This is a genomic window from Chitinophagales bacterium (assembly GCA_019638515.1).
GTDB lineage: Bacteria > Bacteroidota > Bacteroidia > Chitinophagales > LD1 > UBA7692.
Genome location: JAHBTS010000007.1, coordinates 101,495 through 124,132, shown reverse-complemented (window position 1 = coordinate 124,132; position 22,638 = coordinate 101,495). Strand labels below are relative to the sequence as shown.

21 protein-coding genes are annotated in these 22,638 nt (G+C 39.7%); 10 read left to right on the top strand and 11 right to left on the bottom strand.

The genetic code is table 11. The features are described 5' to 3' along the window. Positions 1–6 precede the first annotated feature (6 nt). Positions 7–1,194, bottom strand: coding sequence for a glycine C-acetyltransferase (kbl, locus tag KF872_11540; GenBank protein ID MBX2904175.1), 1,188 nt, complete (start codon positions 1,192–1,194; stop codon positions 7–9). A gap of 69 nt (positions 1,195–1,263) precedes the next feature. Here kbl and KF872_11535 point away from each other — a divergent pair, with 69 nt between their 5' ends. The 3 genes from KF872_11535 to KF872_11525 all read left to right on the top strand — a co-directional run bounded on the left by KF872_11535 (position 1,264) and on the right by KF872_11525 (position 5,005). Next, positions 1,264–2,082 carry a transketolase gene (locus tag KF872_11535; protein ID MBX2904174.1) on the top strand — a complete coding sequence of 273 codons (819 nt, stop codon included), beginning with the start codon at positions 1,264–1,266 and terminating at the stop codon, positions 2,080–2,082. A 6-nt stretch (positions 2,083–2,088) separates the two neighbouring features. Then, positions 2,089–2,979 (top strand): hypothetical protein, encoded by an 891-nt coding sequence (locus KF872_11530; GenBank protein MBX2904173.1) that lies wholly within the window; start codon positions 2,089–2,091, stop codon positions 2,977–2,979. 223 nt (positions 2,980–3,202) lie between these two features. After that, positions 3,203–5,005 carry an ATP-binding protein gene (locus KF872_11525; protein MBX2904172.1) on the top strand — a complete coding sequence of 601 codons (1,803 nt, stop codon included), beginning with the start codon at positions 3,203–3,205 and terminating at the stop codon, positions 5,003–5,005. 9 nt (positions 5,006–5,014) lie between these two features. Here KF872_11525 and KF872_11520 read toward each other — a convergent pair whose 3' ends face one another. Next, positions 5,015–6,082 carry a tyrosine-type recombinase/integrase gene (locus tag KF872_11520; GenBank protein MBX2904171.1) on the bottom strand — a complete coding sequence of 356 codons (1,068 nt, stop codon included), beginning with the start codon at positions 6,080–6,082 and terminating at the stop codon, positions 5,015–5,017. Positions 6,083–6,142: 60 nt separating this feature from the next. Further along, positions 6,143–6,436, bottom strand: coding sequence for a thiamine-binding protein (locus KF872_11515; protein ID MBX2904170.1), 294 nt, complete (start codon positions 6,434–6,436; stop codon positions 6,143–6,145). Positions 6,437–6,561: 125 nt separating this feature from the next. Between KF872_11515 and KF872_11510 the strand changes: the two genes are divergently transcribed. Beyond that, complete coding sequence (locus KF872_11510) at positions 6,562–7,809, top strand: U32 family peptidase (GenBank protein ID MBX2904169.1); 1,248 nt, start codon at positions 6,562–6,564, stop codon at positions 7,807–7,809. 2 nt (positions 7,810–7,811) lie between these two features. Continuing rightward, entirely contained in the window at positions 7,812–8,042 is a 231-nt protein-coding gene (locus tag KF872_11505; protein ID MBX2904168.1) for a ferredoxin, read from the top strand. Between the two features lie 9 nt (positions 8,043–8,051). Here KF872_11505 and KF872_11500 read toward each other — a convergent pair whose 3' ends face one another. From KF872_11500 to KF872_11480, 5 genes are all read right to left on the bottom strand, one after another. Then, a complete protein-coding gene (locus KF872_11500; protein MBX2904167.1) occupies positions 8,052–8,744 on the bottom strand; it encodes a response regulator transcription factor in 693 nt (230 codons plus the stop codon). Positions 8,745–8,752: 8 nt separating this feature from the next. Next, on the bottom strand, positions 8,753–9,772 hold the full coding sequence (locus KF872_11495; protein ID MBX2904166.1) for an HmuY family protein: 1,020 nt from the start codon (positions 9,770–9,772) through the stop codon (positions 8,753–8,755). Beyond that, the gene (locus KF872_11490) at positions 9,765–11,984 is read right to left on the bottom strand and encodes a TonB-dependent receptor (protein ID MBX2904165.1); all 2,220 of its coding nucleotides are present in this window, start codon (positions 11,982–11,984) and stop codon (positions 9,765–9,767) included. Before KF872_11490 ends, KF872_11495 begins: the two co-directional genes overlap by 8 nt. Positions 11,985–12,035: 51 nt before the next feature. After that, positions 12,036–13,277, bottom strand: a complete 1,242-nt coding sequence (locus tag KF872_11485) for a T9SS type A sorting domain-containing protein (protein ID MBX2904164.1) — start codon at positions 13,275–13,277, stop codon at positions 12,036–12,038. Between the two features lie 316 nt (positions 13,278–13,593). Further along, positions 13,594–15,435, bottom strand: a complete 1,842-nt coding sequence (locus tag KF872_11480; GenBank protein ID MBX2904163.1) for an arginine--tRNA ligase — start codon at positions 15,433–15,435, stop codon at positions 13,594–13,596. A gap of 119 nt (positions 15,436–15,554) precedes the next feature. Between KF872_11480 and KF872_11475 the strand changes: the two genes are divergently transcribed. After that, the gene (locus tag KF872_11475; GenBank protein MBX2904162.1) at positions 15,555–16,289 is read left to right on the top strand and encodes a DUF1275 domain-containing protein; all 735 of its coding nucleotides are present in this window, start codon (positions 15,555–15,557) and stop codon (positions 16,287–16,289) included. Here KF872_11475 and KF872_11470 read toward each other — a convergent pair. From KF872_11470 to KF872_11460, 3 genes are all read right to left on the bottom strand, one after another. Further along, positions 16,286–16,765, bottom strand: a complete 480-nt coding sequence (locus KF872_11470) for a biotin/lipoyl-binding protein (protein MBX2904161.1) — start codon at positions 16,763–16,765, stop codon at positions 16,286–16,288. The genes KF872_11475 and KF872_11470 overlap by 4 nt on opposite strands. A gap of 79 nt (positions 16,766–16,844) precedes the next feature. After that, entirely contained in the window at positions 16,845–17,963 is a 1,119-nt protein-coding gene (gene dnaN / locus KF872_11465) for a DNA polymerase III subunit beta (GenBank protein ID MBX2904160.1), read from the bottom strand. Between the two features lie 163 nt (positions 17,964–18,126). Then, on the bottom strand, positions 18,127–18,492 hold the full coding sequence (locus KF872_11460; protein MBX2904159.1) for a hypothetical protein: 366 nt from the start codon (positions 18,490–18,492) through the stop codon (positions 18,127–18,129). Between the two features lie 271 nt (positions 18,493–18,763). Between KF872_11460 and KF872_11455 the strand changes: the two genes are divergently transcribed. Genes KF872_11455 through KF872_11440 form a run of 4 tightly spaced genes read left to right on the top strand, consistent with a single transcriptional unit; the run spans position 18,764 to position 22,630 of the window. Continuing rightward, positions 18,764–19,294 carry a ferritin gene (locus tag KF872_11455; GenBank protein MBX2904158.1) on the top strand — a complete coding sequence of 177 codons (531 nt, stop codon included), beginning with the start codon at positions 18,764–18,766 and terminating at the stop codon, positions 19,292–19,294. A 42-nt stretch (positions 19,295–19,336) separates the two neighbouring features. Further along, the gene (gene gmk / locus KF872_11450; protein ID MBX2904157.1) at positions 19,337–19,945 is read left to right on the top strand and encodes a guanylate kinase; all 609 of its coding nucleotides are present in this window, start codon (positions 19,337–19,339) and stop codon (positions 19,943–19,945) included. A 12-nt stretch (positions 19,946–19,957) separates the two neighbouring features. After that, entirely contained in the window at positions 19,958–21,451 is a 1,494-nt protein-coding gene (locus tag KF872_11445) for a polysaccharide biosynthesis C-terminal domain-containing protein (GenBank protein MBX2904156.1), read from the top strand. Between the two features lie 57 nt (positions 21,452–21,508). Next, on the top strand, positions 21,509–22,630 hold the full coding sequence (locus tag KF872_11440; protein ID MBX2904155.1) for a 5-(carboxyamino)imidazole ribonucleotide synthase: 1,122 nt from the start codon (positions 21,509–21,511) through the stop codon (positions 22,628–22,630). The last annotated feature ends 8 nt before the right edge of the window (positions 22,631–22,638 follow it).

Genomic DNA, 22,638 nt, shown 5'->3' with positions numbered 1-22,638 from the left:
CTTTGGTTAGGCTTTAAGTACACCTAATTCATAGCCTATTTTCACAAATGCTGCTACTGCTTTTTCAATGTGTGCTGTTTCGTGGGCGGCACTTAGCTGTACTCTTATGCGGGCTTGCCCTTTGGCTACTACAGGATAAAAGAATCCTGTTACATAAATACCTTCGTTTAAAAGTTTAGCAGCAAATTGCTGTGCCAATACGGCATCGAAAAGCATTACAGGAACAATTGGATGCGTGCCCGGCTTAATGGTAAAACCTGCTGCCTCCATTTTGCTCCTAAAGAGCAAGGTGTTTTGTTCTAATTTATCGCGTAGTGCAGTAGTTTGGCTCAGCATGTTTAGTACGGCAATAGATGCGCCCACAATAGCAGGCATAAGCGTGTTGGAAAATAAATAAGGACGCGAGCGCTGACGCAAAATTTCAATAATTTCTTTTTTGCCGGAAGTAAAACCTCCGCTTGCGCCTCCGAGTGCTTTGCCGAGTGTACCTGTAATAATATCTATCTTACCCATTACATTGCAATGCTCGTGCGTACCTCTGCCGGTTTTGCCCATAAAGCCCGAAGCGTGGCATTCATCTACCATAATCAAAGCATTGTATTTTTCTGCCAGAGCCACAATTTTATCTAACTGTGCAATGGTGCCATCCATGCTGAATACGCCATCGGTAACAATAATTCTTGAGCGCAAATGCTGTGTGGCAAGCAATTGCTGTTCAAGGTCGTCCATACTATTGTGTTTATAGCGGAAACGCTGTGCTTTACAAAGGCGGATTCCATCAATAATAGAAGCATGATTTAGTTCATCGGAAATAATGGCATCTTCTTCGTTAAAAAGCGGTTCAAAAACACCTCCGTTGGCATCAAATGCTGCGGCATATAAAATGGTATCTTCCGTTCCAAGAAATGCAGAAATCTTTGTTTCCAGCTCTTTGTGAATATCTTGTGTACCACAAATAAAGCGTACGCTGCTCATGCCGTAGCCATGTGTATCAATAGCGCGGTGGGCGGCTTCGATTACGCCAGGGTGCGAGCTTAATCCCAAATAGTTATTGGCACAAAAATTTAAAACTTCTTTTCCGTTCGCTTGTATTACAGCCGCTTGTGGCGAAGAAATAATACGTTCGTTTTTAAATAAGCCTGCTGCTTTAATTTCGTCTAATTCTTTTTGAAGCCTTGAATGAATAGTGTACATGTATTAAAGAATTAAAAATGGTATAAGAATTTTAAGCGGCTAAGAAAGTGTTTTTCTATCATTGTGCTTATGTTATCTAAAGAAGTGCATCATAATTTGCTATTGAAAGCGCTGAACATCAAAAAGCGTTTTTTAAGAATGTACGAAGCTGCTCATGCCGGACACATAGGTTCTTCGCTGTCGTGCGCAGAGATACTTACTTTTGTTCGATTTGGATGGATGAATGATGCTGATGAAATAGTGTTGTCTAAAGGCCATGCCGCGGCTTCATTATACAGCGTATTGGCAGAAGAAGGCATTCTAAGCGAAAGCGATATTGCTACTTTCTATAAAGACAATACATACTTGGCAGCTCACCCGCCAGCAGGAAAGATTAAACGGATTCCATTTGCTACGGGTAGTTTGGGACATGGTTTAAGCATTGCTGCAGGTTTAGGATTGGCAGCCCAACTAAAAGAAAACAGCAAACGCGTTTTTTGCATTACCAGCGATGGCGAAATAAATGAAGGAAGCACATGGGAAGCAGCGCTGTTTATTGCCCACCACAAACTCACCAATGTAGTTTGGTTAATAGACAGAAACCGCTTGCAAGGTTTTGGAAGAACCGAAGACGTAATGAAGTTGGAGCCGCTTGCCGATAAATTACAAGCATTTGGCTTTAATGTGGTAGCAACTGATGGACATGATTTTAATGCACTCAACATGGCAAAAACTGCATGGGAAAACACCGAGCAGCCGCTTGCCGTAATTTGCAATACCATAAAAGGGAAAGGCTGGAAGCAACTCGAAGATAAACTAGACAGCCACTATTTACCTATGAAAGACAATATGTTCAACGAACTTAATGAAGCAATAGAGTTGCATTACCAAACCGAAAAAGCAAAGTAATATACCATGAGGAAAGAATTTGCCAGTGCCGTTATTCAAGCAAAAAATGTACATGCCAATGCCGTTTTTATTACCGGAGATTTGGGTTATATGGCATTTGAAGAAGTAATTGCGCACTACGGTAAACACTTTGTAAATGCAGGTGTTGCAGAGCAAAACATGGTAACAGTAGCTGCGGGTTTAGCACACGAAGGTTTTATTCCAATCGTGTACAGTATAGCGCCTTTTGTTACGCTGCGGCCGTATGAGCAATTGCGCAACGATGTTTGTCTTCATAATTTACCTGTAAAAGCTATTGGCAATGGTGGCGGTTATGGATATGGCATTATGGGCGCTACTCACCATAACTTAGAAGATATTGGTGCGCTGCGCATGTTGCCCAATATGAAAGTGCTGGTTCCTTTGGTGGCAGACGATGTGGCACAAGCGGTGGCGCAAATGATGCAAGATGCATCTCCTCACTACTTGCGATTAAACTATCAGGCAAAATTCGATTTTGACGTTGCGCCTTTTGCCGAATGGCGACATATAAAACAGGGTGAAAAAGCTACCGTAATTGGTACCGGCCCTGTGCTTCAAAACATGATAAACGCCTTTGGCAATTTAGATTATTGGTGCGTTAGTATGTTTCCGGTTACTACCGTTCCAGATGGCTTGGTAGAAAGCATTAACCGCACCGGAAAGATAATTTATATCGAAGAACACCGAGGCGAAGGTGGTTTGCGCGAAACTTTAAGTTTTCATCTTATAGATAAATTACAGTTGCCAGTAAAAGTGCTTTCGCTTGCTGCGGCAGGTTATCCATCGGGTAGGTATGGAAGCCAGCAATGGCACCAACAAGAAAATTCATTGGGCGGAGAAAACATGCTGCAGGCAGTAAATTCTTTTTTGAAATAGAGTGGCATAAGCCATTGGCACAGCGGCAACGTTGTACAAAAAAATCATTTTTTCCACAAACCGAGTGAAAGTTTGGCAATGCTAAAAGTTGCATAGCAGCTACATTCGTATATTCATTACAAAGAAAATTATGGCTAAAGAAAAAGTACGCGAAGAGGTAGCTTACAGTGAGGAGCACATAAGAACATTAGATTGGATTGAACATTTACGCCTTCGCCCAGGTATGTATATAGGAAAAACGGGAGACGGCTCTTCTGCCGATGACGGTATTTATATTTTGCTGAAAGAAGTAGTAGATAACTGCATAGATGAATACCAAATGGGCTATGGAAAAAAGGTGGAAATACAGGTAAATAAAGAGAAAGTAACTGTACGCGATTACGGACGCGGTATTCCATTGGGTAAGTTGGTAGATGTGGTAAGTAAAATGAACACGGGAGCCAAATACGATTCGCAAGCATTTAAGAAAAGCGTGGGGCTGAATGGTGTGGGTACTAAGGCTGTAAATGCACTTTCTTCGTACTTTAAAGTTTTTGCCGTGCGCGATGGCGAAAAGAAAACGGCAGAGTTTGAGCGCGGGGTTTTAAAACACGAAGGCAAACCCGAAAAAACTACAGAGGCCAACGGAACGGGAGTAGAGTTTATACCCGATACTACTATTTTTAAGAATTTCCATTTTCTACACGGTTATGTAGAAACCATGGTGCAGAACTATACTTACCTAAACACAGGATTGGCATTTGTGTTTAATGGCAACAGGTATATTTCACAACGCGGCTTGTTCGATTTGCTTTCGCGAAAAAAGGACCCCGAAAATTTGCGCTATCCCATTATTCACCTTATTGGCGATGATATAGAAATTGCACTCACGCACACCAACCAATATGGCGAAGAGTATTACAGTTTTGTGAATGGGCAGTACACCGTGCAAGGTGGAACACACTTAGGTGCATTTAGAGAAGCAATTGTAAAAACGGTACGCGATTTCTATAAGCGCGATTTCGATACGGTAGATATTCGCGAGGCTATTTGCGGAGCTATATCTATTCGCATTCAGGAGCCTGTATTTGAATCGCAAACTAAGACAAAGCTAGGTACCGAAAAGCTGATTGGCGATGACCGCACCATGAAGCAGTTTGTACTCGATTTTGTAAAAAAAGAATTAGATAACTTCTTACATAAAAATGCCGAAACTGCCGATGCACTGCTAAGAAGAATTCAACAAAGCGAGAGAGAGCGCAAAGAAATCTCGGGAATAAAAAAACTGGCAAACGAGCGTGCCAAAAAGGCCAATATCCACAATAAAAAACTGCGCGATTGCAAAGTGCATTTTAATGATGCCAAAGGCGATGAGAGGATAAATTCATCTCTGTTTATTACAGAGGGCGATAGTGCCAGTGGCTCGCTTACCAAAAGCCGAAACCCGGAAGTGCAAGCCGTATTCAGCTTGCGCGGAAAGCCTTTAAACTGCTATGGACTTACTAAAAAAATTGTGTACGAAAACGAGGAATTTAACCTGCTCCAGCACGCGTTGAATATTGAAGATTCCATAGATGATTTGCGTTACAATAATGTGATAATTGCCACCGATGCCGATGTGGATGGTATGCATATTCGCTTGTTGTTGCTTACGTTCTTTTTGCAATTTTTTCCCGATATGGTGCGTAACGGACACGTAAAAATTTTAGAAACACCGCTATTTAGAGTGCGCGATAAACAGCAAACTTTTTATTGCTACGATGAAGCCGAAAAGCAAGCAGCCATTAAAAAGTTGCGCGGTAAACCGGAAATAACCCGCTTTAAAGGTCTTGGAGAAATTTCGCCTGAAGAGTTTGAGCGCTTTATTGGCGATGAAATGCGCCTAAGCCCCGTAATTATTTCTGATGATAAAATCATAAAAGGTTTGCTGGAGTATTACATGGGTAAAAACACACCGGAGCGCCAAGAGTTTATTGTAAACAACTTACGTGTGGAATTAGATAAGCCAATTGAGTTGGCACCTGCCGAAGAGGAGTTGGCTGCATAAGCATTTGCTTTACAAACTGTCTAAGGGGCTTTTAATTTTATTTAAATCCTTTTTGCTCACGTGGGCATAAATAAGCGTGGTTTTAATATCGTTGTGCCCCAATAGTTTTTGAATAAAAGAAACATCAGTTCCGGCTTCCATTAAGTGAGTGGCGTAGCTGTGTCTTAAACTGTGTATGCCCACAGGCTTGTTTATCTTGGCTTTTTGCAAGGCTGTTTTAAAGATAAGTTGCACACTTCGCGTGCTGTATTTTTCTCCGAACTGCCCTTCGAATAAGTAAGTTTTTGGGCGGTATTGCTTGTAGTATTCGCGTAGTTGGTCTAATATGCTTTCAGGTAGATTTACATAGCGGTCTTTTTTGCCTTTAGCTCTTTCTACCAGTACTTGCAAGCGCTTGCTATCTATGTCTGATACTTTAAGGTTTACAATTTCCGAAACCCGCAAACCCATGCCATAGCATAGTTTTAGCATGGTGTTGTGCTTTATGTTAGTAACGGTGCTGAGCATCTTTTTTATGTCGGCAGCGTTGATTACTTTGGGTAGCTTACTTGGCTTTTGCGGACGTGGAATTTCTAAAAATAACTTTCCCCGCATCAATACTTTTTCAAAGTAAAATTTTATGGCATTAAAGCGACTATGAACCTGGTTTTCGGTATGTTTTAACTCTCGTAGGCAATACAAAAAATATGCCTTTAACTTTTCGGCACTCAATTCGTTTACCGGATAACTTTTAAGTGCATAGAGTAGTTGTGCAAATTCATTTTTATATGTTTTGATGGTGTTGGGGCTATAAGCTCTAACTTCTAATGCATTTACTAGTTCTATCAATGCAGCTTGGTTTACTTCGTGTATTTTAACCAATACTTCTTTAGAAATATGTTGGGAAGTTAATCCAAAACGGTTTCTGAAGTAAGGGTTATCGTCTACGTACCAAGCCTTTCGGCTTTGGCTCCATTGTGCAGTTTGCATTTTTTTTACTGCTGCCGTCCATTTTGCATTGTAGGGAAACTGAATAAATATTACCGCCTTGCCACGATGCACAGCGGGTGTAAAGGTTACATTATTCGAAGCAGACATAAGGGATATTTTCAACGAATGTATAGCACAATTTCGGATGTTTTAAATTTTGAATGTGTGTTACTTAAACTTCCTCAACTTTTCTTCAGCCGATAAATTTTCTTGAGGATGAACATGCAGTTTCAGATAGACTAAAAATTCATTTCCTCCTTGGTTGGCCACTTCACAAACTTCATTAAACAGTTTCATCACATCGTTGTAGGTGCCTTCTATGTTTGTTTCAAACCCTCCAACTTCATGCAATAATCCACTGCGCTGTATGGCAGCAATGGCTTTATCTATTGTGAGAAAAGCCTCGTTGCGCTTTGCCAAAGGAACCAGTTGAATGGCTGCATTTATAGTGTTGTTATGCATAAATACGATGTTTTGAGTTTTGCAATAAATTAAAATTATTGAAGTAAATGGGGTGTAAAACATGATGAATGTCGGCATTTTGGCGCTAAGTGGAGGTTATATTTGCGGCTTTTAAGTATAAAGTTATGGAAGGCAAGAATAGAGGACCGATAGAATTGATGGCGCCAGCAGGCTCTTACGAAGCTATGATGGCTGCAATTAAGGCAGGTTGTAATGCGGTATATTTTGGAGTGGAGCAATTAAACATGCGTGCGCGCTCTACTAATAATTTTACGTTAGATGATTTAGATAAAATTGCCGCAATAGGGAAGGATCATAACGTAAAAACTTATCTTACGCTAAACACTATACTTTACGACCATGATATTAGGCTAATGAAAAGTATTGTACAGGCAGCTAAAAAGAGTGGTATTTCTGCCATTATAGCTTCGGATCATGCAGCAATACATGCGGCACACAAAGAAGGAATGGAGGTGCATATTTCTACACAAGCCAATATATCTAATGTAGAAACAATTGAGTTTTACAGCGCATTTGCAGATGTGGTAGTGCTCGCGCGTGAGTTAAGTTTAAAACAGGTGGCAGATATTTGTGCTAACATTAAACGTAAGAATATCACAGGGCCGGCAGGCAAACTCATTGAGGTTGAAATATTTGTTCACGGAGCACTCTGCATGGCAATTTCCGGTAAGTGCTATATGAGTTTACACTCACATTACGCATCGGCAAACCGCGGAGCCTGCATACAAAATTGCAGAAGAAGTTATGTAGTTACCGATAAAGAAGAAGGAATTGAATTTGAGGTGGATAATGAGTACATAATGTCGGCAAAAGATTTATGTACCATAGATTTTATAGATAAAGTAATAGATGCCGGAGTAAGTGTAATGAAAATTGAAGGACGCGGGCGCTCGGCAGATTATGTATTTACTGCCACTAAATGTTATAGAGAAGCAATAGATGCTTATTTTGAAGGTACTTACACTGCAGGAAAAATTCAAGACTGGCGCAACCGCTTGGCAACAGTATATAATCGAGGCTTTTGGGATGGATATTACTTAGGAAAAAAAATAGGCGAGTGGAGTAATGAATATGGCTCTAAAGCCACGCAAAAGAAAGTATATATTGGCAAGGGCGTAAAGTATTATGCAAAGTCTGCAATTGGAGAATTTAGGGCAGAAAGCAATTTTCTTGAAATTGGAAATAAGGTGATGATTACCGGCCCTACCACCGGCTATGTAGAAACCACCGTAGAAGAATTGCGCGTAAACAATGAAGCTGTGCAGCAGGTAGGAAAAGGCGATTTGTTTTCCTTTAAAGTGAAAGAAAAAGTGCGCCCTTCTGATAAACTCTATAAAATAGTTGAAGCGTAGTAATGTATAAAGTTATACAGTACCGGAGTAAATGTATTGGCTGCAATGCATGTGTGGAGGCAGCACCCAAGCGTTGGATAGTTTCTAAAAAAGACGGACGAGCTATTTTGGTTGGCGCTGCCGCAAAAAAAGGTATTTACATGGTGGATGTAGAAGACTGGGAGTACGAAGAAAACAATACCGCCAAGCAGCATTGCCCGGTTGGAATTATTGATGTAAGGAAACTGTTTTAACCATTTGGTTTAGCGCTGAAATTTATAGCCAATACTGCGCACTGCAAGGAAGTGTTTTGGATGCGCAGCATCTTTTTCAAAATACTTTCTGAGGAACACAATAAAATTATCGAGTGTGCGAGAGTTAGGCAGGTTGCGGTCATCGTAGCCCCAAATGCTTTTGTAGATGTACTCGCGTTTCATGGGTTTATTCTCATTTTCTATCAATAGTTTGGCAAGGTCGAGTTCAATTTTGCTCATGTTTATTTTACTGCCATCGGCTCCTTTTGCTTCGCGCACGGTAAAGTCTATCCAACAATTGCCAAAGTAAACCACATCGTTTTTGGTGCGTGGATTTACCTTAAATAACAGACGCTCTATTTTTAGTAGCAGCTCATCGAGGTTAAAGGGTTTACAAATAAAATCATCGGCTCCGGCTCGCAGTCCTTTTACTTTAGATTCGCCATCGTTTAGTGCCGATAAGAAAATAATAGGCGTTAGTTTATCGCGGTTTCTAAAGTAGTTGCAAACTTCGTATCCATCTTTATCGGGCAGCATTACATCGAGCAGCAAGATGTTGTATTGTTCTTTAGTTATACATTCAATTGCCGTTTGGCCGTCTATGGCATGCGTAACTTCATAGCCTTCTTCTTCTAGGTTTATTTTAAGTGCATCGGCAATGCTTTCTTCATCTTCAACTAATAGTATTTTTTTTCCTTGCATCATATACGTTACAGTCTTTGAAATCTAAATTTGGGATAGCCTTTGTAGCCTGTGTTGTTATAGAAATCAAGAAACTCTAGTTTCCATAACACCCCTTCGGCATCTTTTACTACAAACAAGTTGGGGAGTACGCTGTATTTGCTTTCTTCTAAGTTGTAATATTTCCAGCCATAGCCAATAAGGTTAGCCGCATTTGTATAGTTGAGTTGTGCTGCATCGTTGTACGATATGGAGGCGAAATCTCCGGCATTGCCTTTGGCTGCATAGGTGTTTACAGGATTAAGCAGTGCGCCATTTACTGAGTAGGGTGTAATTACGCCATCTTCATTAAAAATATGTTTGTATTTGGTGAATACAATATCATAATCGAGTGGCGAAGGTTCGTAGTTTATGGTGGTGTTAGAAAAAAAGTCAAAGTAGGTGAAGGTTGCAGTGGTTTCTTTTTTGAATGTGCACTGCTGTAAGTTGCTGTTGTCTGTATTTGCGTGTTGAATGGTGTAGGTAGAATCGCTTACATGTAATAGTTGAAACTTTTTGTACTTGGGCGAAGCACCATCGCCTAAGTCTATAATATACACTTCGTTTTTTGATTCTCTTGTTTCTGTATTGCTTAACCAATTACCTATGGCAGTAGAGTCTAAATGGCCATTGGGCGCATCGTAGCTCCATGCAGTATTATTGTTTACTGAAAATGTTTCGGAAAAATTAGTGCTGTGCGTATTAAATACTTGAACATTTTTTCCGTTGTTCATCTTTACTCTGTATCCTTCGGTATTGGATTCAAATGCAAGATGAAAGAGATTGATGCTTCGTTCAATTTTGGTTTGGGTTTTGAACTTGTAGAATACAGTAGTGGTGTATGTTTCGCCCATAGCTACTTGGTCTATTTCTTCTTCGCCCGGTGGTGGCAACTTCCAAAGCGGCTCTTCTTTTTCGCAAGAGCTGAGCAATGGCAATACCGATAAAATTCCAATACCGATTATTGAATGCAGGAATGATAAATTTTTGCTTAATCGGTTTTTATTCATGATTCTTAAAATTATTGGTAAGGTTAATTTTTAGCGATACGAAGCCGGTTACTCCCATGCCAACACTCATGGAACTGTTAGAAGAACTGTGTGTGGTAGAAGCGGCAATATTGTAATTGATATTCTTTACGTTTAGTATGTTTTTTGCTCCGGTGCTTATGATGAATCTTTCTTTCCAGATTCGTGCAGTTACAGAAATATCAAGCGTAGAATAGCTCTGAATAGTGGTTTGGTAGATATTGCCTTCGGCATCCAGCATGTAGCCAGGTATGGCTCCATTGTACTTATAGAATGTAGCAATACTGGTGTTTATTTTAGGAATGTTTACAGAGAGGGCAGCGGTAAATTCTGGCGACCAACCAAAGTGCGGTACCTTGGCATTTTCGCTTAGCGAATTGTAGCGGCCTGTATATGCAGTACCGAGCTGGATATCGAAAAATTTATGGGTTATTCCGGCATTGATATTACCACCAACACTTTGGAATTTATCAATATTTACATAGGAATATACTTGTGCGCTTGGATCCACCAGTACCAATGAAATCATGTTGTACAAGTGGTTGAAAAATACAGAAGGGCGAAGCATGAACTTAAATTGCTTGAATTGAGGTTCGTAATTCAACTCTAACTGTGCATTGTGTGAACGCTCTGCTTTTAGTTTTTTGTTGCCTTGAATGTTGTGGTTTATATCTACAAAAAGCATACTTAATTCTTTAAGCGAAGGTGCACGGAAACCCATAGCATAGCTTGCTCTTAGCGAAACGGCTTGGTTGATATTGTATTTAAAATTGAAACTGGGAACTACCGGAGTGCCATATTTGGTATTGTAAGCGCCACGCACACCTATTTTTAAAGAAATTTTTTCTATTGGGTTGTATTGAACGGTAGCATAAAGTGCGTAGTCCTGTATATTTTGGGCGTTGTTTTCTAAGCGCTGACCTTTTGCAAATTCTAGGTTAAAATCGTATCCAGCTTGAAATTGGAATTTCTTTAAAACAGTATTTGTCCAAACACCTCTAAAGAGTAGTAGGTAGAATAGGCTGGTATCTTGGTCGCTTGCAGATGGGGTAATTTCGCTGTTGCCGTTGGTAAGATCTTTTCTATAAGTATTCTTTATTCTTCTGAAGTAAGAAAAGGAGTTAATGAATTGCAAATGGTTGCTTTTCTTTATGTATATATCACTTTGTTCGCCAATGCCCCATCGTTGTGTGTTGTAAGCTTCATCGAAGCCGTATGCGGAGTAGGGTGTTACGGTGGGTTTGCCTCTATTTAGTATTTTTTCGGTAAAGAAATTGCCGTTTAATACATGCTTGGATTGCTTGGTTTTTATGGTGAATGAGTTATCGGTGAAGTATTGGGTGCGTGGTTTCCATTGCATGGTTCTGTTTTCCCATTTATAGTTTGGGTCGTAGCCGTCAAAGAAGTTTCTTCCGCCACTTATGTTTAATTCTATGTTTCCTTTTTTTAGGGCAAAGCGAGCGTCTGTGTTATAGGTGCCATTGCTTTCGTAATAGCCGTTTAGAATGTAGTTGAATGCGTCTTTCACCTTGCGTTTGCTTATGAGGTTTACAACTCCACCCAATGCATCGCTGCCATATACTACACTCATTGGTCCTTCTACAATTTCAATACGCTCGATATTGTTTAGGTTTATTTGCGATAGATCTATGTTGCCGTTTACTCTTCCTATCATGGGTACACCGTCTATCAATATCTTAATGTTTTGTCCTGAAATACCGTTTATGTTCATGGAAGAGCCTAAAACATTGTCTTGTGTGAGGCGTATGTTTAGTTGGTTGGTGAGTACATCGCGTAAGGTAACGGCTCCCATTTCTTCTATCTTCTTTTTGTTGATAGTTTTAATGGTGTTTACTGCCATTTGTGCTGTGGTGGCGGTGCAGTGTCCGGTTACAACTACGTCTTTTAGTTCGGTTTCACTTGCTTCAAGTGCTACTTGAAAATTATTGTGTAACTCGGTTTCTGCTTCATAGATTTTGTAACCGAGTTTTTTTAGTTGCAACTTACATTTACCACTTATTGAAAGTTTTAATTGGCCTTTGCTGTCTGTAAAACCTACAAATTCTTTTTGGCTTTCAATGTTTTTGGCTACAACAAACACATCTTCTATTGCAGCTTTTTTCTTTGAGTCAATAATGCTTAGGGTAACTTGTGCTGTTGCTACATTGCATAGCAGCAGCACAAGTATTCCCATGCATATTTTTTCAAAACTTGTATTGCATTTAATGCAAATACTATTCATGGCTTATTCTATTATGAGCTTTTGGGTTTTGTTTCCATTCAGTAATACTAAATACATGCCTTGTTGTAAGTTGGCAGTAGAGATGGTTTGCTGGTTTAAACCGCTTTGCAAAAGGATGTTGTCTTGCAGTACAATTCTGCCACTCATATCTAAAATTTGAACTGTTGCAGTTTGAGTTTCGTTGCTGTTGTACACCAAGTTGAATTGCGTTTTAGCAGGATTTGGGAATATACTGAGCGATTGTATGCCGGCAACTTCTTCTATACCGGTTGGTGCGGTGTGTACTAGTTCTTTGGTGAAAATATAGTTGCCGTTGGCGCTGCCTCCAAAGCCTTTGAATACTACTTTCCAAACTTCGCCATTGCTGCGTTTTACAAAGTAAACAGTGCTGTCTGCAATTTCATATTGGAAGGTAACGTTGTTTAGCGATTTCCAATCGTAACCAATGGTGCTGATGTTACTTTCGAATGTGTAATTGCTGTGTGTAACAGTGGTTTCATCTACAGGATAGGCTTTTACTGCTTGTGCGGTTCTGTTTTGTAATAATCCGGTAACGGCATACGGAGTAGGCAGTGGCACATATAAAGTAGCTATGTATTTTGTGAAGGTAAAATCCCAACTGTTTGATGCAGGTTCGCGATCGAGAGCAGTGCTGTTTTCAAGTGAATAATAGGCAAAGTTTTTTCCGGTGTAGTTGCTTTTGGCAATTGAATCGTTGTTTGGATTGGTGCCATCTAAATTTGCCCAAGAGAAGTAGTATTTTCCACTGGCAAGTTGGTCTACTTTAAATTTTTTCCATTCTCCGTTGGCTAATTTTACAATGTAAATGCTGTCTCCGCTTATGATGTGTGTACCCATATCGTAAACGCCCCAGCCCAAATCTTCGTTGTTGTTTGGATTGGTGTTTAGTGCTCCTAAATCCCATGTTTCAGATGAGTTGTGAAGTGCTGTCCAAGTACTTAAGCCTGCGGTATCAACAGTTGCCCATTCCGACACTGCAAAAGGGCTTTGATAAATGGCAAAGTTTGATTTTTGTGTGTTTGCCAAAATGGAGGCAGAATATCCGTATATTTGAAAAGCTACATCCCAGTTATCTTTTGAAATTGAGCCTTGTTCATCGTTTGCTAAACTGTACCAAACTTGTTTGGAGTAAGATGGTCCTGTTGAAACGGTATCTGTAATTACGGTTGCGGAGAGTGAAATGGTTGTTGCGAGCGCAACGGTTAGTGTACTTATTTTTCTCATTGTTTTTAATTTGGGAGGCAAAGCTAATCGCCCAAATATTGTTTAGATTGATTCTAAATAAGTTTTACAAAAGTGTTACAATTTAACGTTTTATGGGCATAAAACATGACAAAACAATGATTATTGGCTATCGGAAAAGTTGAAAAATATTGTAAGGAAATGTTAGTAGGTTCAACAAAAAACAGCCGAGACGACATGAAAAAACTTATGCTTTTTTCAATTCAACCGATATGGGAATGATGAAAAAAAACAGCCTTATTTTAAGGCTGTTTACTTCATTTTTTTTTAGCATGGCAGTAAGCCGTGTGCTAATTATCTACATTCTTTCGGGTACATCAATGCCCAACAGTTTCATTCCTTCCTTTAGCAAGCGGGCTACTTGTGCAGATAGCAGCACTCTAAAGGCGCGCTCTGCTTCTTTTTCGGCAGTAAGTACGGGATGCTCGGTATAGAATTTACTATAAGCTTGTGCCAGTTTGTAAACATAATTTGCTATTTCGCTTGGATCGTATTTTTCGGCAGCGGTGGCGAGTGTGTTGGGATAATCGTTTAAGATTAAAATAAGTTCTCTTTCGGTGGCGCTGAGTGTAACCGGCTCTGTTGCCGAAATTGCCAAGTCTTTTGCTTTGCGCAAAATGGCACATATACGTGCGTGTGCAAATTGTATGTATGGGCCTGTGTGTCCGTGAAAATCTATACTTTCTTCGGGGTTGAAAATTATTTTCTTGTATGGGTTTACACGCAGTACAAAAAATTTGAGTGCGCCCATACCTATGGTTCTATAAAGTTGTTGGGCTTCTTCGTTATTGAAGTCGTCTATTTTTCCTAATGCTTTGGTTTGCTCCTCGGCAATGCGAAGAACTTCTGCAATAAGGTCATCGGCATCTGCGGTTTTTCCTTCGCGGCTTTTAAATCTTCCGGTGGGCGACTCTACTAAGGCATAGCTGAGGTGGTAAATTCCGTTTGCCCATGTTTTTTGCAATTTTTGCAGCGCTAACTTCAATACTTTAAAGTGGTAATCTTGTTCGTTGGCAACAACATATACCATTTTATCCATAGCAAATTCTTCGTAGCGCAGTTGTGCTGTGCCTAAATCTTGTGTAATGTAGATGGAGGTTCCATCGCTGCGCAGCAATACTTTTTCATCTAAGCCATCCGGTGTAAGGTCTATTGCCACAGCTCCATCGGCACGTTTGTAAAATACGTTTTTACTCAGCCCTTCTTCAATAATATTTTTGCCGAGCTGGTAGGTTTGGCTTTCGTAATAGTCTTTTTGAAAGTTTACGCCAATGCTTTGGTATGTTTGGTTGAATCCTTCGTACACCCATTGGTTCATTTGTTTCCAAAGATTTACGGTGGCTTCGTCTCCGGCTTCCCACTTTAGCAAGAGTTCTTTTGCAAATTGAAAGATGGGCGTTTCTTGTTCTGCTACTTCGCGATCTTTGCCCAAGTGCTTAAATACATTGGTTACATCATTGGGAATTTGGTGAAGTTGGCGCAATTGCTCTTCTACTATTTTTCCGAAAAGCACATAGTAGTCGCCTACAAAATGGTCGCCTTTTATGCCCGAGCTTTGCGGAGTGGCTCCTTTACTGCGTTCAATATATGCCGCCATACTTTTGCAAATGGCAATACCTCGGTCGTTGTAGATATTGGCTTTAACAACTTCGTAGCCGTTGGCTTGCAGAATTTCGCTCATAGAAAAACCAAGCAACATATTGCGCACGTGCCCGATGTGGAGCGGTTTGTTGGTATTGGGGCCGCAGTACTCTACCAATACTTTTTCTGTGCGTTTGGCATGCAGGGTAAAATTGCTGTTTTGTGCAATTTCTTGAAGTTGCGTTTGCCAAAATATATCGCTGAATTTTAGATTGATAAATCCTGTTTTAAGTGCAGCGGCTGCAATTTGAAAATTGCCTTTATCGTATTCGGCAATAACTGCTTGCAAATCGCTTTCGTGCAGGAGTTTTTCTCCGAATGCTGTATTGTCTAAAGAGGTGAATTTTCTAAGGTTGTTAAAGTTGAAAGAGTAGTCTCCGGTGTGTCGGAAATTGGGATTGGTAAGCGAAATATGGAGTAAGTTTGGGTTGTTTTCTATACCGAATGTGCTATGGCAGTATTGGAGAATACTTGCTTTTATTGCGTTTAAAACCTTCATGCGGCAAATATAATTTTTAGCATGGTGTTACTATATTTTAGCTGTTCATTTTACGGTTTGAATTAACTTTACATTTCACAAAAGCATAGATGTTTTGAAATTCATAGCGTTATTAAAGTATGTTTAGGCATAGAGGTGCAACCAGAACTTTTACCCATAATTTGCAACTGGCATCGCTATTGTCGTTTGTAGCCGGAATGGTAAATGTGGCGGGCTTTTTGGCAGTGCAGCGGCTTACTACCAATGTAACGGGGCATTTTGCATTTTTTGTTGACGAAGTTTTTAAGTTGAATTTCTTGCAAGGTGTTGTTTATTTTCTCTATATCTTTTTCTTTTTTATAGGTTCTTTTTTTTCGAGTTTTTTGGTGGAATGGAGCTATAAGCGCAATGGTAACTATGTGTATGTATTACCTGCTTTTATTGAAAGCATAATTCTACTTTCGGTAGCTTTTTTAGGTGAGTATGTGCAGGCTACTTTGCCCGATGCTATTGCATTTGCTTTGCTATTTGCCATGGGGTTGCAAAATTCTTTGGTTACTACAATTTCAAATGCTGTAGTGCGCACTACGCATTTAACGGGCTTGTTTACCGATTTGGGTATTGAGTTATCGCAACTGTTTTTCTTTAAGCAAGAAGAGCAGCGAAAGCGCTTGTATAGGTCTATACGTTTGCGTATGGCAATTATTGGTTTCTTTTTTATTGGTGGCGTGTTGGGTGGTGTGGCGTATGCTGCCATGCAATTGCATGTATTGGTAATTGGATCTGCTGCACTTTTAGTAGGAATTACTTTCGATTCGTTTAAGCTAAGGTTGCTGCTATTGCACAGAAAATATGGTAATTTGAAAGGGAACTAAGCGCCAAACTCCATGAGTATTTCGCCCTTTTCTACAGCTTGTTTGGGTTGAACCTTTATTTTTTTGATAGTTACATCTGCCGGAGATTTTATTACGTTTTCCATTTTCATGGCTTCGAGAATAATGAGTGGCTCTCCTTTTTTTATTTGGTCGCCTTCTTGCACTGCAATGTTTACAATTAAGCCCGGCATGGGTGCTTTAAGGTTGTTTACTTTTACTTGCGAGACACTATTTAAACCAAGTTTTTCGAGCAGTAAATCAGTTTCGTTTTTCAGTTCAACCTCGTAATCGTTTCCTTGTATGCGCACCGTAAGCTTTTTTTCTTCTGCGTTAAAGGCTACCAGTGTGGCATTGTAGCTTTTATGCTTATAGATAATATGGATATTGCTTTCGTTCAATACCTGTATGTCAATTGCAGTATCGGCAGATACGGTATCTAAAAGAAATTTTTTGCCTAAAACGGTGGCTTGCATCATTCTACTTATGGTTTAAATGATTGGTGGTTGCAGGTAGTTGAAGATGAGTACAGTTGTTACTCATTTGTTTTTGTACTGCCTATGCGTTTATCATTACCGGCATTACCAGCATGAGCAAATCTTCACCTTCATTTTTTTCTACGGGGCGCAATACTCCGGCTCTGGTTGGTGTCGAAAGTTCAATTTCTATATCGCCACTATCGAGTACTCCCAGCATTTCAATTAAAAAGCGGGCGTTGAAAGCTATATCCAAATCTGCACCTTCGTAGCTGCAAGTAAGGCGTTCGTTGGCTTCGTTGCTAAAATCTAAATCTTGTGCCGAAATTTTTAACTCGCTGCCTGCAATATTTAAAACCACCTGATAGGTTGTTTTGTTTGAAAAGATGGATATTCTGCGCAGTGCGTTTTGAAATTCCAAGCGGTTTAGCGTTAATTTATTTGGGTTGTTTATTGGAATTACGGCATTGTAGTCGGGATAGTTGGCTTCAATTAGTCGGCAAATGAGTTTTGTATTGTCGAAAGAAAAGAAGGCATTCGATTTGTTGTAACTTACACTTACCACAACTTCGCTGTTAGGTACAGCACTTTTCATTAAGTTCAATGCTTTTTTAGGAACAATAAACTGTGTTTCTTTAGGAGCGCGAATATCGCTGCGCTTCATTCTTACCAGTTTGTGCGCATCGGTAGAAACAAAGGTTAAACCTTCCGGGCTTACTTGGAAAAGTACTCCGGTCATGGCAGGGCGCAATTCATCATTGCTCACGGCAAATAAGGTTTTTGAAATGGCGCTGCTTAGCACCGAGCCTTGCATGTTTATTTCGGTTACATCATCGGCTTCCGGAATTTTAGGGAAATCTTCAGGATTTTCTCCTGTGAGTTTATAGCGTCCGGTTTCGCTGGTAATTTCAATGCCAAATGTTTTTAAGTCAATAGAAAAGGTGAGTGGCTGCTCCGGTAAATTTTTCAGGGTATCTATTAGTATTTTGGCAGGAATGGCAACTCTTCCTTTATCTTTTGTTTCTACTTTCACAACCGTACTCATGGAAGTTTCCAGATCGGTAGCAAAAATGGCGAGTTCACCGCCTTTTATATCAAAAAGGAAATCTTCCAAAATGGGCAATACACTGGTTGAATTGATAACGCCACCAATGGTTTGCAAACCTTTAAGTAGAGAAGTAGTAGATACTATAAACTTCATATTGACTATTGATTTTTTAGATGTTCTGAACCGCGAATGTAGAAATTAACACCACAAAAAAAGGAGGTTTATTTCAGCTTTTATATTCTATGCCTAAAATGTTAGTAAGGTGTGGACGAAAACCAGGTGCTGTATTGGGATGGGAAACAGCGTATGCCATCTTTTACTTTGAGAATGCAGTACGCATGAGCGTTCCGCTAAGCATGGCAAAGCCACTTACCAAACCGCCAATGGCGCCTACTAGTAGAAAGAGATTGGTGGTGGAGCCGGCTGTAATGGGAGCAAACAAATTGGCCATCTTTGGCGCAAGTATTTTACCACCAGCAGCATCTAAAAAGTAAGCCTGTGCTGCCCACAAAATTCCCACAGTTACAAAACCTACTATCCAAGCCTGCATGGGTTTTAGTGTAGAAACATAACCGAAGCCAATTCCCGTAATTGCAATATACCACCAAGGAAGGGCGCTTACAAAATGCCCCAACATCCAATTGGTAAGCAATAGAATAAATAGCCAAGCCACAACTTTCATAAATGCTTTTGGGCAATAATAGCGAACACTTTGTTTAGGTACACTACAATTCAAAATTTAATTGTTGCTAACTTTGTTTTAAAAATACAATTGTACTTCCGAACTTGCGTTTGTTTATCCTCAAAAGCAATAATGAAAAAGATTAAAATTATCATTGCGGCCTTGTTGGCATTTAGTTTTGCAGTTGCAGCAATTAGCAGCTGCAAAGGGAGCAAATGCGATTGCCCACATGGAACTTTTAATGGCAGAAAAAGCAGATAAAATTTAAAATATGTTGATACCTAAAAAAGTAGAAAAAGCACTAAACGATCATTTAGCACTCGAAATGGGAGCAATTTACCACTACCTTGCCGTAGCATCGTGGTGCGAAAAAGAAAGCTACGAAGGCGCAGCGGCCTTTTTCTTTAAACAGTCGGAAGAAGAACATTTGCATTTTATGAAGTTCTTTGCCTATATCAATGAAATGGGCGGTCATGCATTGGTGCCGGAGTTGAAGAAGCCACAAGGCAATTTTACCAGCATAATTGAAGCATGTGAAAAATCGCTATCGGGCGAGCAGAAGGTAACCAAAAGCGTTTACCAAATTGTGGATTTGGCACGCTCCGAAAAAGACCATGCTACAGTAGAGTTTTTAAAATTCTTTATTGATGAACAGCGCGAAGAGGAAGTACAGTTTAAACGATTGATAGATAAAATAAACTTAATTGGCAGTGGCCCGCAATCGCTTTATTACATTGATAAAGAGTTAGAGAAAGTTACCGCAAACGCAGGTAAAAAGAAGAAAAACGATAGTGGCAACTAATATAGCATCACTAATTTTGTAACTTAATAATTTTTGAAATAAATGGGACACGCTCCTGCAGTAAAACCCTTTGAGAAGAAGCTCATTGTTATTACCTCTCCATCCGGTGCCGGCAAAACTTCCATAGTAAAAAAGCTGTTGCAACATTTCCGCAACTTTGCATTTTCTGTATCTGCTACCACACGCGATATGCGTAGTGGTGAAGTAGATGGAAAGGATTATTATTTCGTTTCGCCATCTGCATTTCAGCAAAAAGTAGCCGCAGGCGAATTTTTAGAATACGAAGAAGTGTACGAAGGCGTAATGTATGGTACATTAAAAAGTGAAGTAGAAAGGTTGTGGGCACAACGCAAAACTGTAATTTTTGATATTGATATTAAAGGTGCAGCCAATATAAAGCAACAGTTTGGCAGCGATTGCTTTATTATCTTTGTAAAGCCGCCTTCTAAAGATGTGCTATTTGAAAGACTAAAAGCGCGTAATACCGAAAACCCCAAAACACTTAAAATGCGCCTTAAAAGAGCCGAAGAAGAATTGAAATTTGAATCTAAGGCAGATTACGTGGTGTTGAATAAAGACTTTGATACTGCGTATATGCGTACTAAAAATGCAATAATCCGCTTCTTAAATCCGGTTCCGGTTTATCACTAAGAATAATTTTTTATGGGAATTATTCAGCGGCAAGGCATCATAAATAGTATTATTTCCTATATGGGAATTTTGCTGGGAGCCCTGAATGTGGTGGTTTTTCAACCTATGTTTCTAACCAAAGAAGAAATAGGTTTAACGCGAGTATTATTTTCGTTTTCTGCTCTGGTAGCCACTTTTGTTCCGTTGGGCGTAAGCAGTATTTTACTTAAGTATTTCCCTTCTTTTAGAAATAAGGAAAAGAAGCATCACGGTATTTTTGGATTGGCAGTTGGGCTTACCTTGCTGGGGTTTGTAATTGTAAGTATTGGTTTGGTAGTGTTTAAACCATTTATTACAGCACAATACAATAAACAATCGCCATTACTAAACGAATACTTTAATTATGTATTTCCACTAATACTCTTCATTGCATTCAGCAATGTTTTTTTTACCTATTGTACCTCGCTTTTTAAAACCAATGTTCCTGCTTTTTTAAACGATGTGTTGGTGCGTATATTTAGCATAGTGCTATTTGCAATTTACTTTTTAAAGTGGATTACACTCCCGCAATTGGTGCTGCTGTACGTTGTTAAGTTTGGAGTAATTGCTTTGCTGCACCTAGCCTATATTTTTAAGATAGATAGCCCCACACTTCGTTTGAATTGGGATTACTTTAAACAGCAGAATCCTCGGCAAATTTTAATGTACGGCTTGCTGCTGTCGTTTACATCGCTATCCAGCTTGGGGCTAAAGTATATTGATATAGTAATGCTGGGCAAATACCTAACGCTTGATTTAGTAGGTGTTTATGCTATCGCTGTTTTTATTCCTACGGTTATAGAAGCTCCGTTGGGCGCTTTAGATAAAATTGGTGTGGCATCTATTTCCGAAGCATGGAAAAGAAAAGATTTGGCAGAGGTGAAGAAGATATATTTTCGCTCTTCGCGTTACCTGCTTTTGGCGGGTGGATTTTTGTTTTTATGTGTAAATCTAAACACGCATTCGTTGTTTCAGTTATTTCCGGATAAGGGATATTCGCTGGGCGAAACGGTAGTGCTTATTATTAGTATTGGTACAGTAATAAATATGGCAACGGGTATTAACGATGCCATTATTTACACCTCCGATAAATACATTTATGGTGCATACATGCTTATGCTTTTGTTTGTAATTGCCATTGTAAACAATTACATTTTTATTCCCATTTGGGGCATGAATGGAGCAGCGTTTGCTACAGCATTTTCTGCCACTATTTTTAATTCGATGAAGTACATTTTCTTATGGAAAAAGTACCATTTACAACCGTTCGATTCTAAGACATTTTTAGTGGTGTTGAGTATTGTAGTTTGCTTTACTATTGGTTGTTTTATTCCGGATGTAGGGCATCCTATAGTTCAAATAGTTTATAGAACAGCCATTGTTTCAATCTTGTTTTTAGGTTTGGTAAAAGCATTTAATATAGTGCCGGAGTTAGAAGCACAGCTATGGGAGTTTATTGGTAAAAAAGGTTTTAAAACAAAGAACTAATCTGTGTTTGGAGCTATTTTTTGCTTCCTTTGTGGGCGTTAAAAAACTCGTTGTTTTATGCTTAAAGTTGGAATAGTAGGAGGAGGGCAGTTGGGTAGAATGTTATTGCAGCAAGCTGCCAATTATCCAATCGAAACTTTTGTGCTGGAAAACGATACGCAAGCTCCGGCAGCACATCTCTGCCACCATTTTCAGTTAGGCAGCATTACAGATTTCGATACCGTGTTGCAATTTGGCAGGAAAGTAGATGTGCTTACCATAGAAATTGAAAACGTAAGTGTAGAAGCGCTTTTTCAATTAGAAAAGGAAGGTGTTAAGGTTATTCCCCGTCCGGCAGTATTGCAAACCATAAAAGATAAAGGATTGCAAAAGCAATTTTATGAAACACATCAAATTCCATCTCCAGAGTTTGTGTTGTTAGGTAGTGCGAAAGACTTGCAGCAAAAGCTGGATTTTTTGCCGGCAGCACACAAAATGCGCACAGGCGGATACGATGGCAAAGGCGTACAGTTGCTATGGAACGAAGGCGATATGGTAAAGGCATTTAGCGAACCATCGCTACTCGAAAAGATGGTAGATATTGAAAAAGAAATAGCTGTAATTGTAGCGCGCAACGAGAGTGGCGAAACAGCAGTTTTTCCACCTACAGAAATGGTTTTTGATCCGCAACTCAATTTGGTAGATTACCTTATTGCGCCTGCAAACCTCTCCGAAGCGCAAATTGCAAAGGCAGAAGAATTGGCATTGCAAGTGTGCAACGCATTTGCTAGTCCCGGAATTTTTGCCGTAGAAATGTTTTTAAATAAAGATGCCGAACTATTGGTAAACGAAACCGCACCACGCGTGCATAACAGTGGCCACCAAAGTATAGAAGGGAATTATGTTTCGCAATTTGATATGCTGTTGCGGGTATTGCAAAATTTACCTTTAGGCAGTACCAAAACCATTAAGCCTGCTCTTATGCTGAATGTGTTGGGCGAAGATGGTTTTAGTGGCAATGCAGAATACGAAGGATTGTCGGCTGTGTTGCAGTTAGAAGGTGTTTCTGTACATCTATACGGCAAAAAGCAAACTAAGCCCGGTAGAAAAATGGGGCATGTAACTATTATTGCCGATAACCGCAGAGAGCTACTTTCTAAAGCAGCCATCGTTAAGAATACATTAAAAGTAAAGAGTTAGTTGTTGTA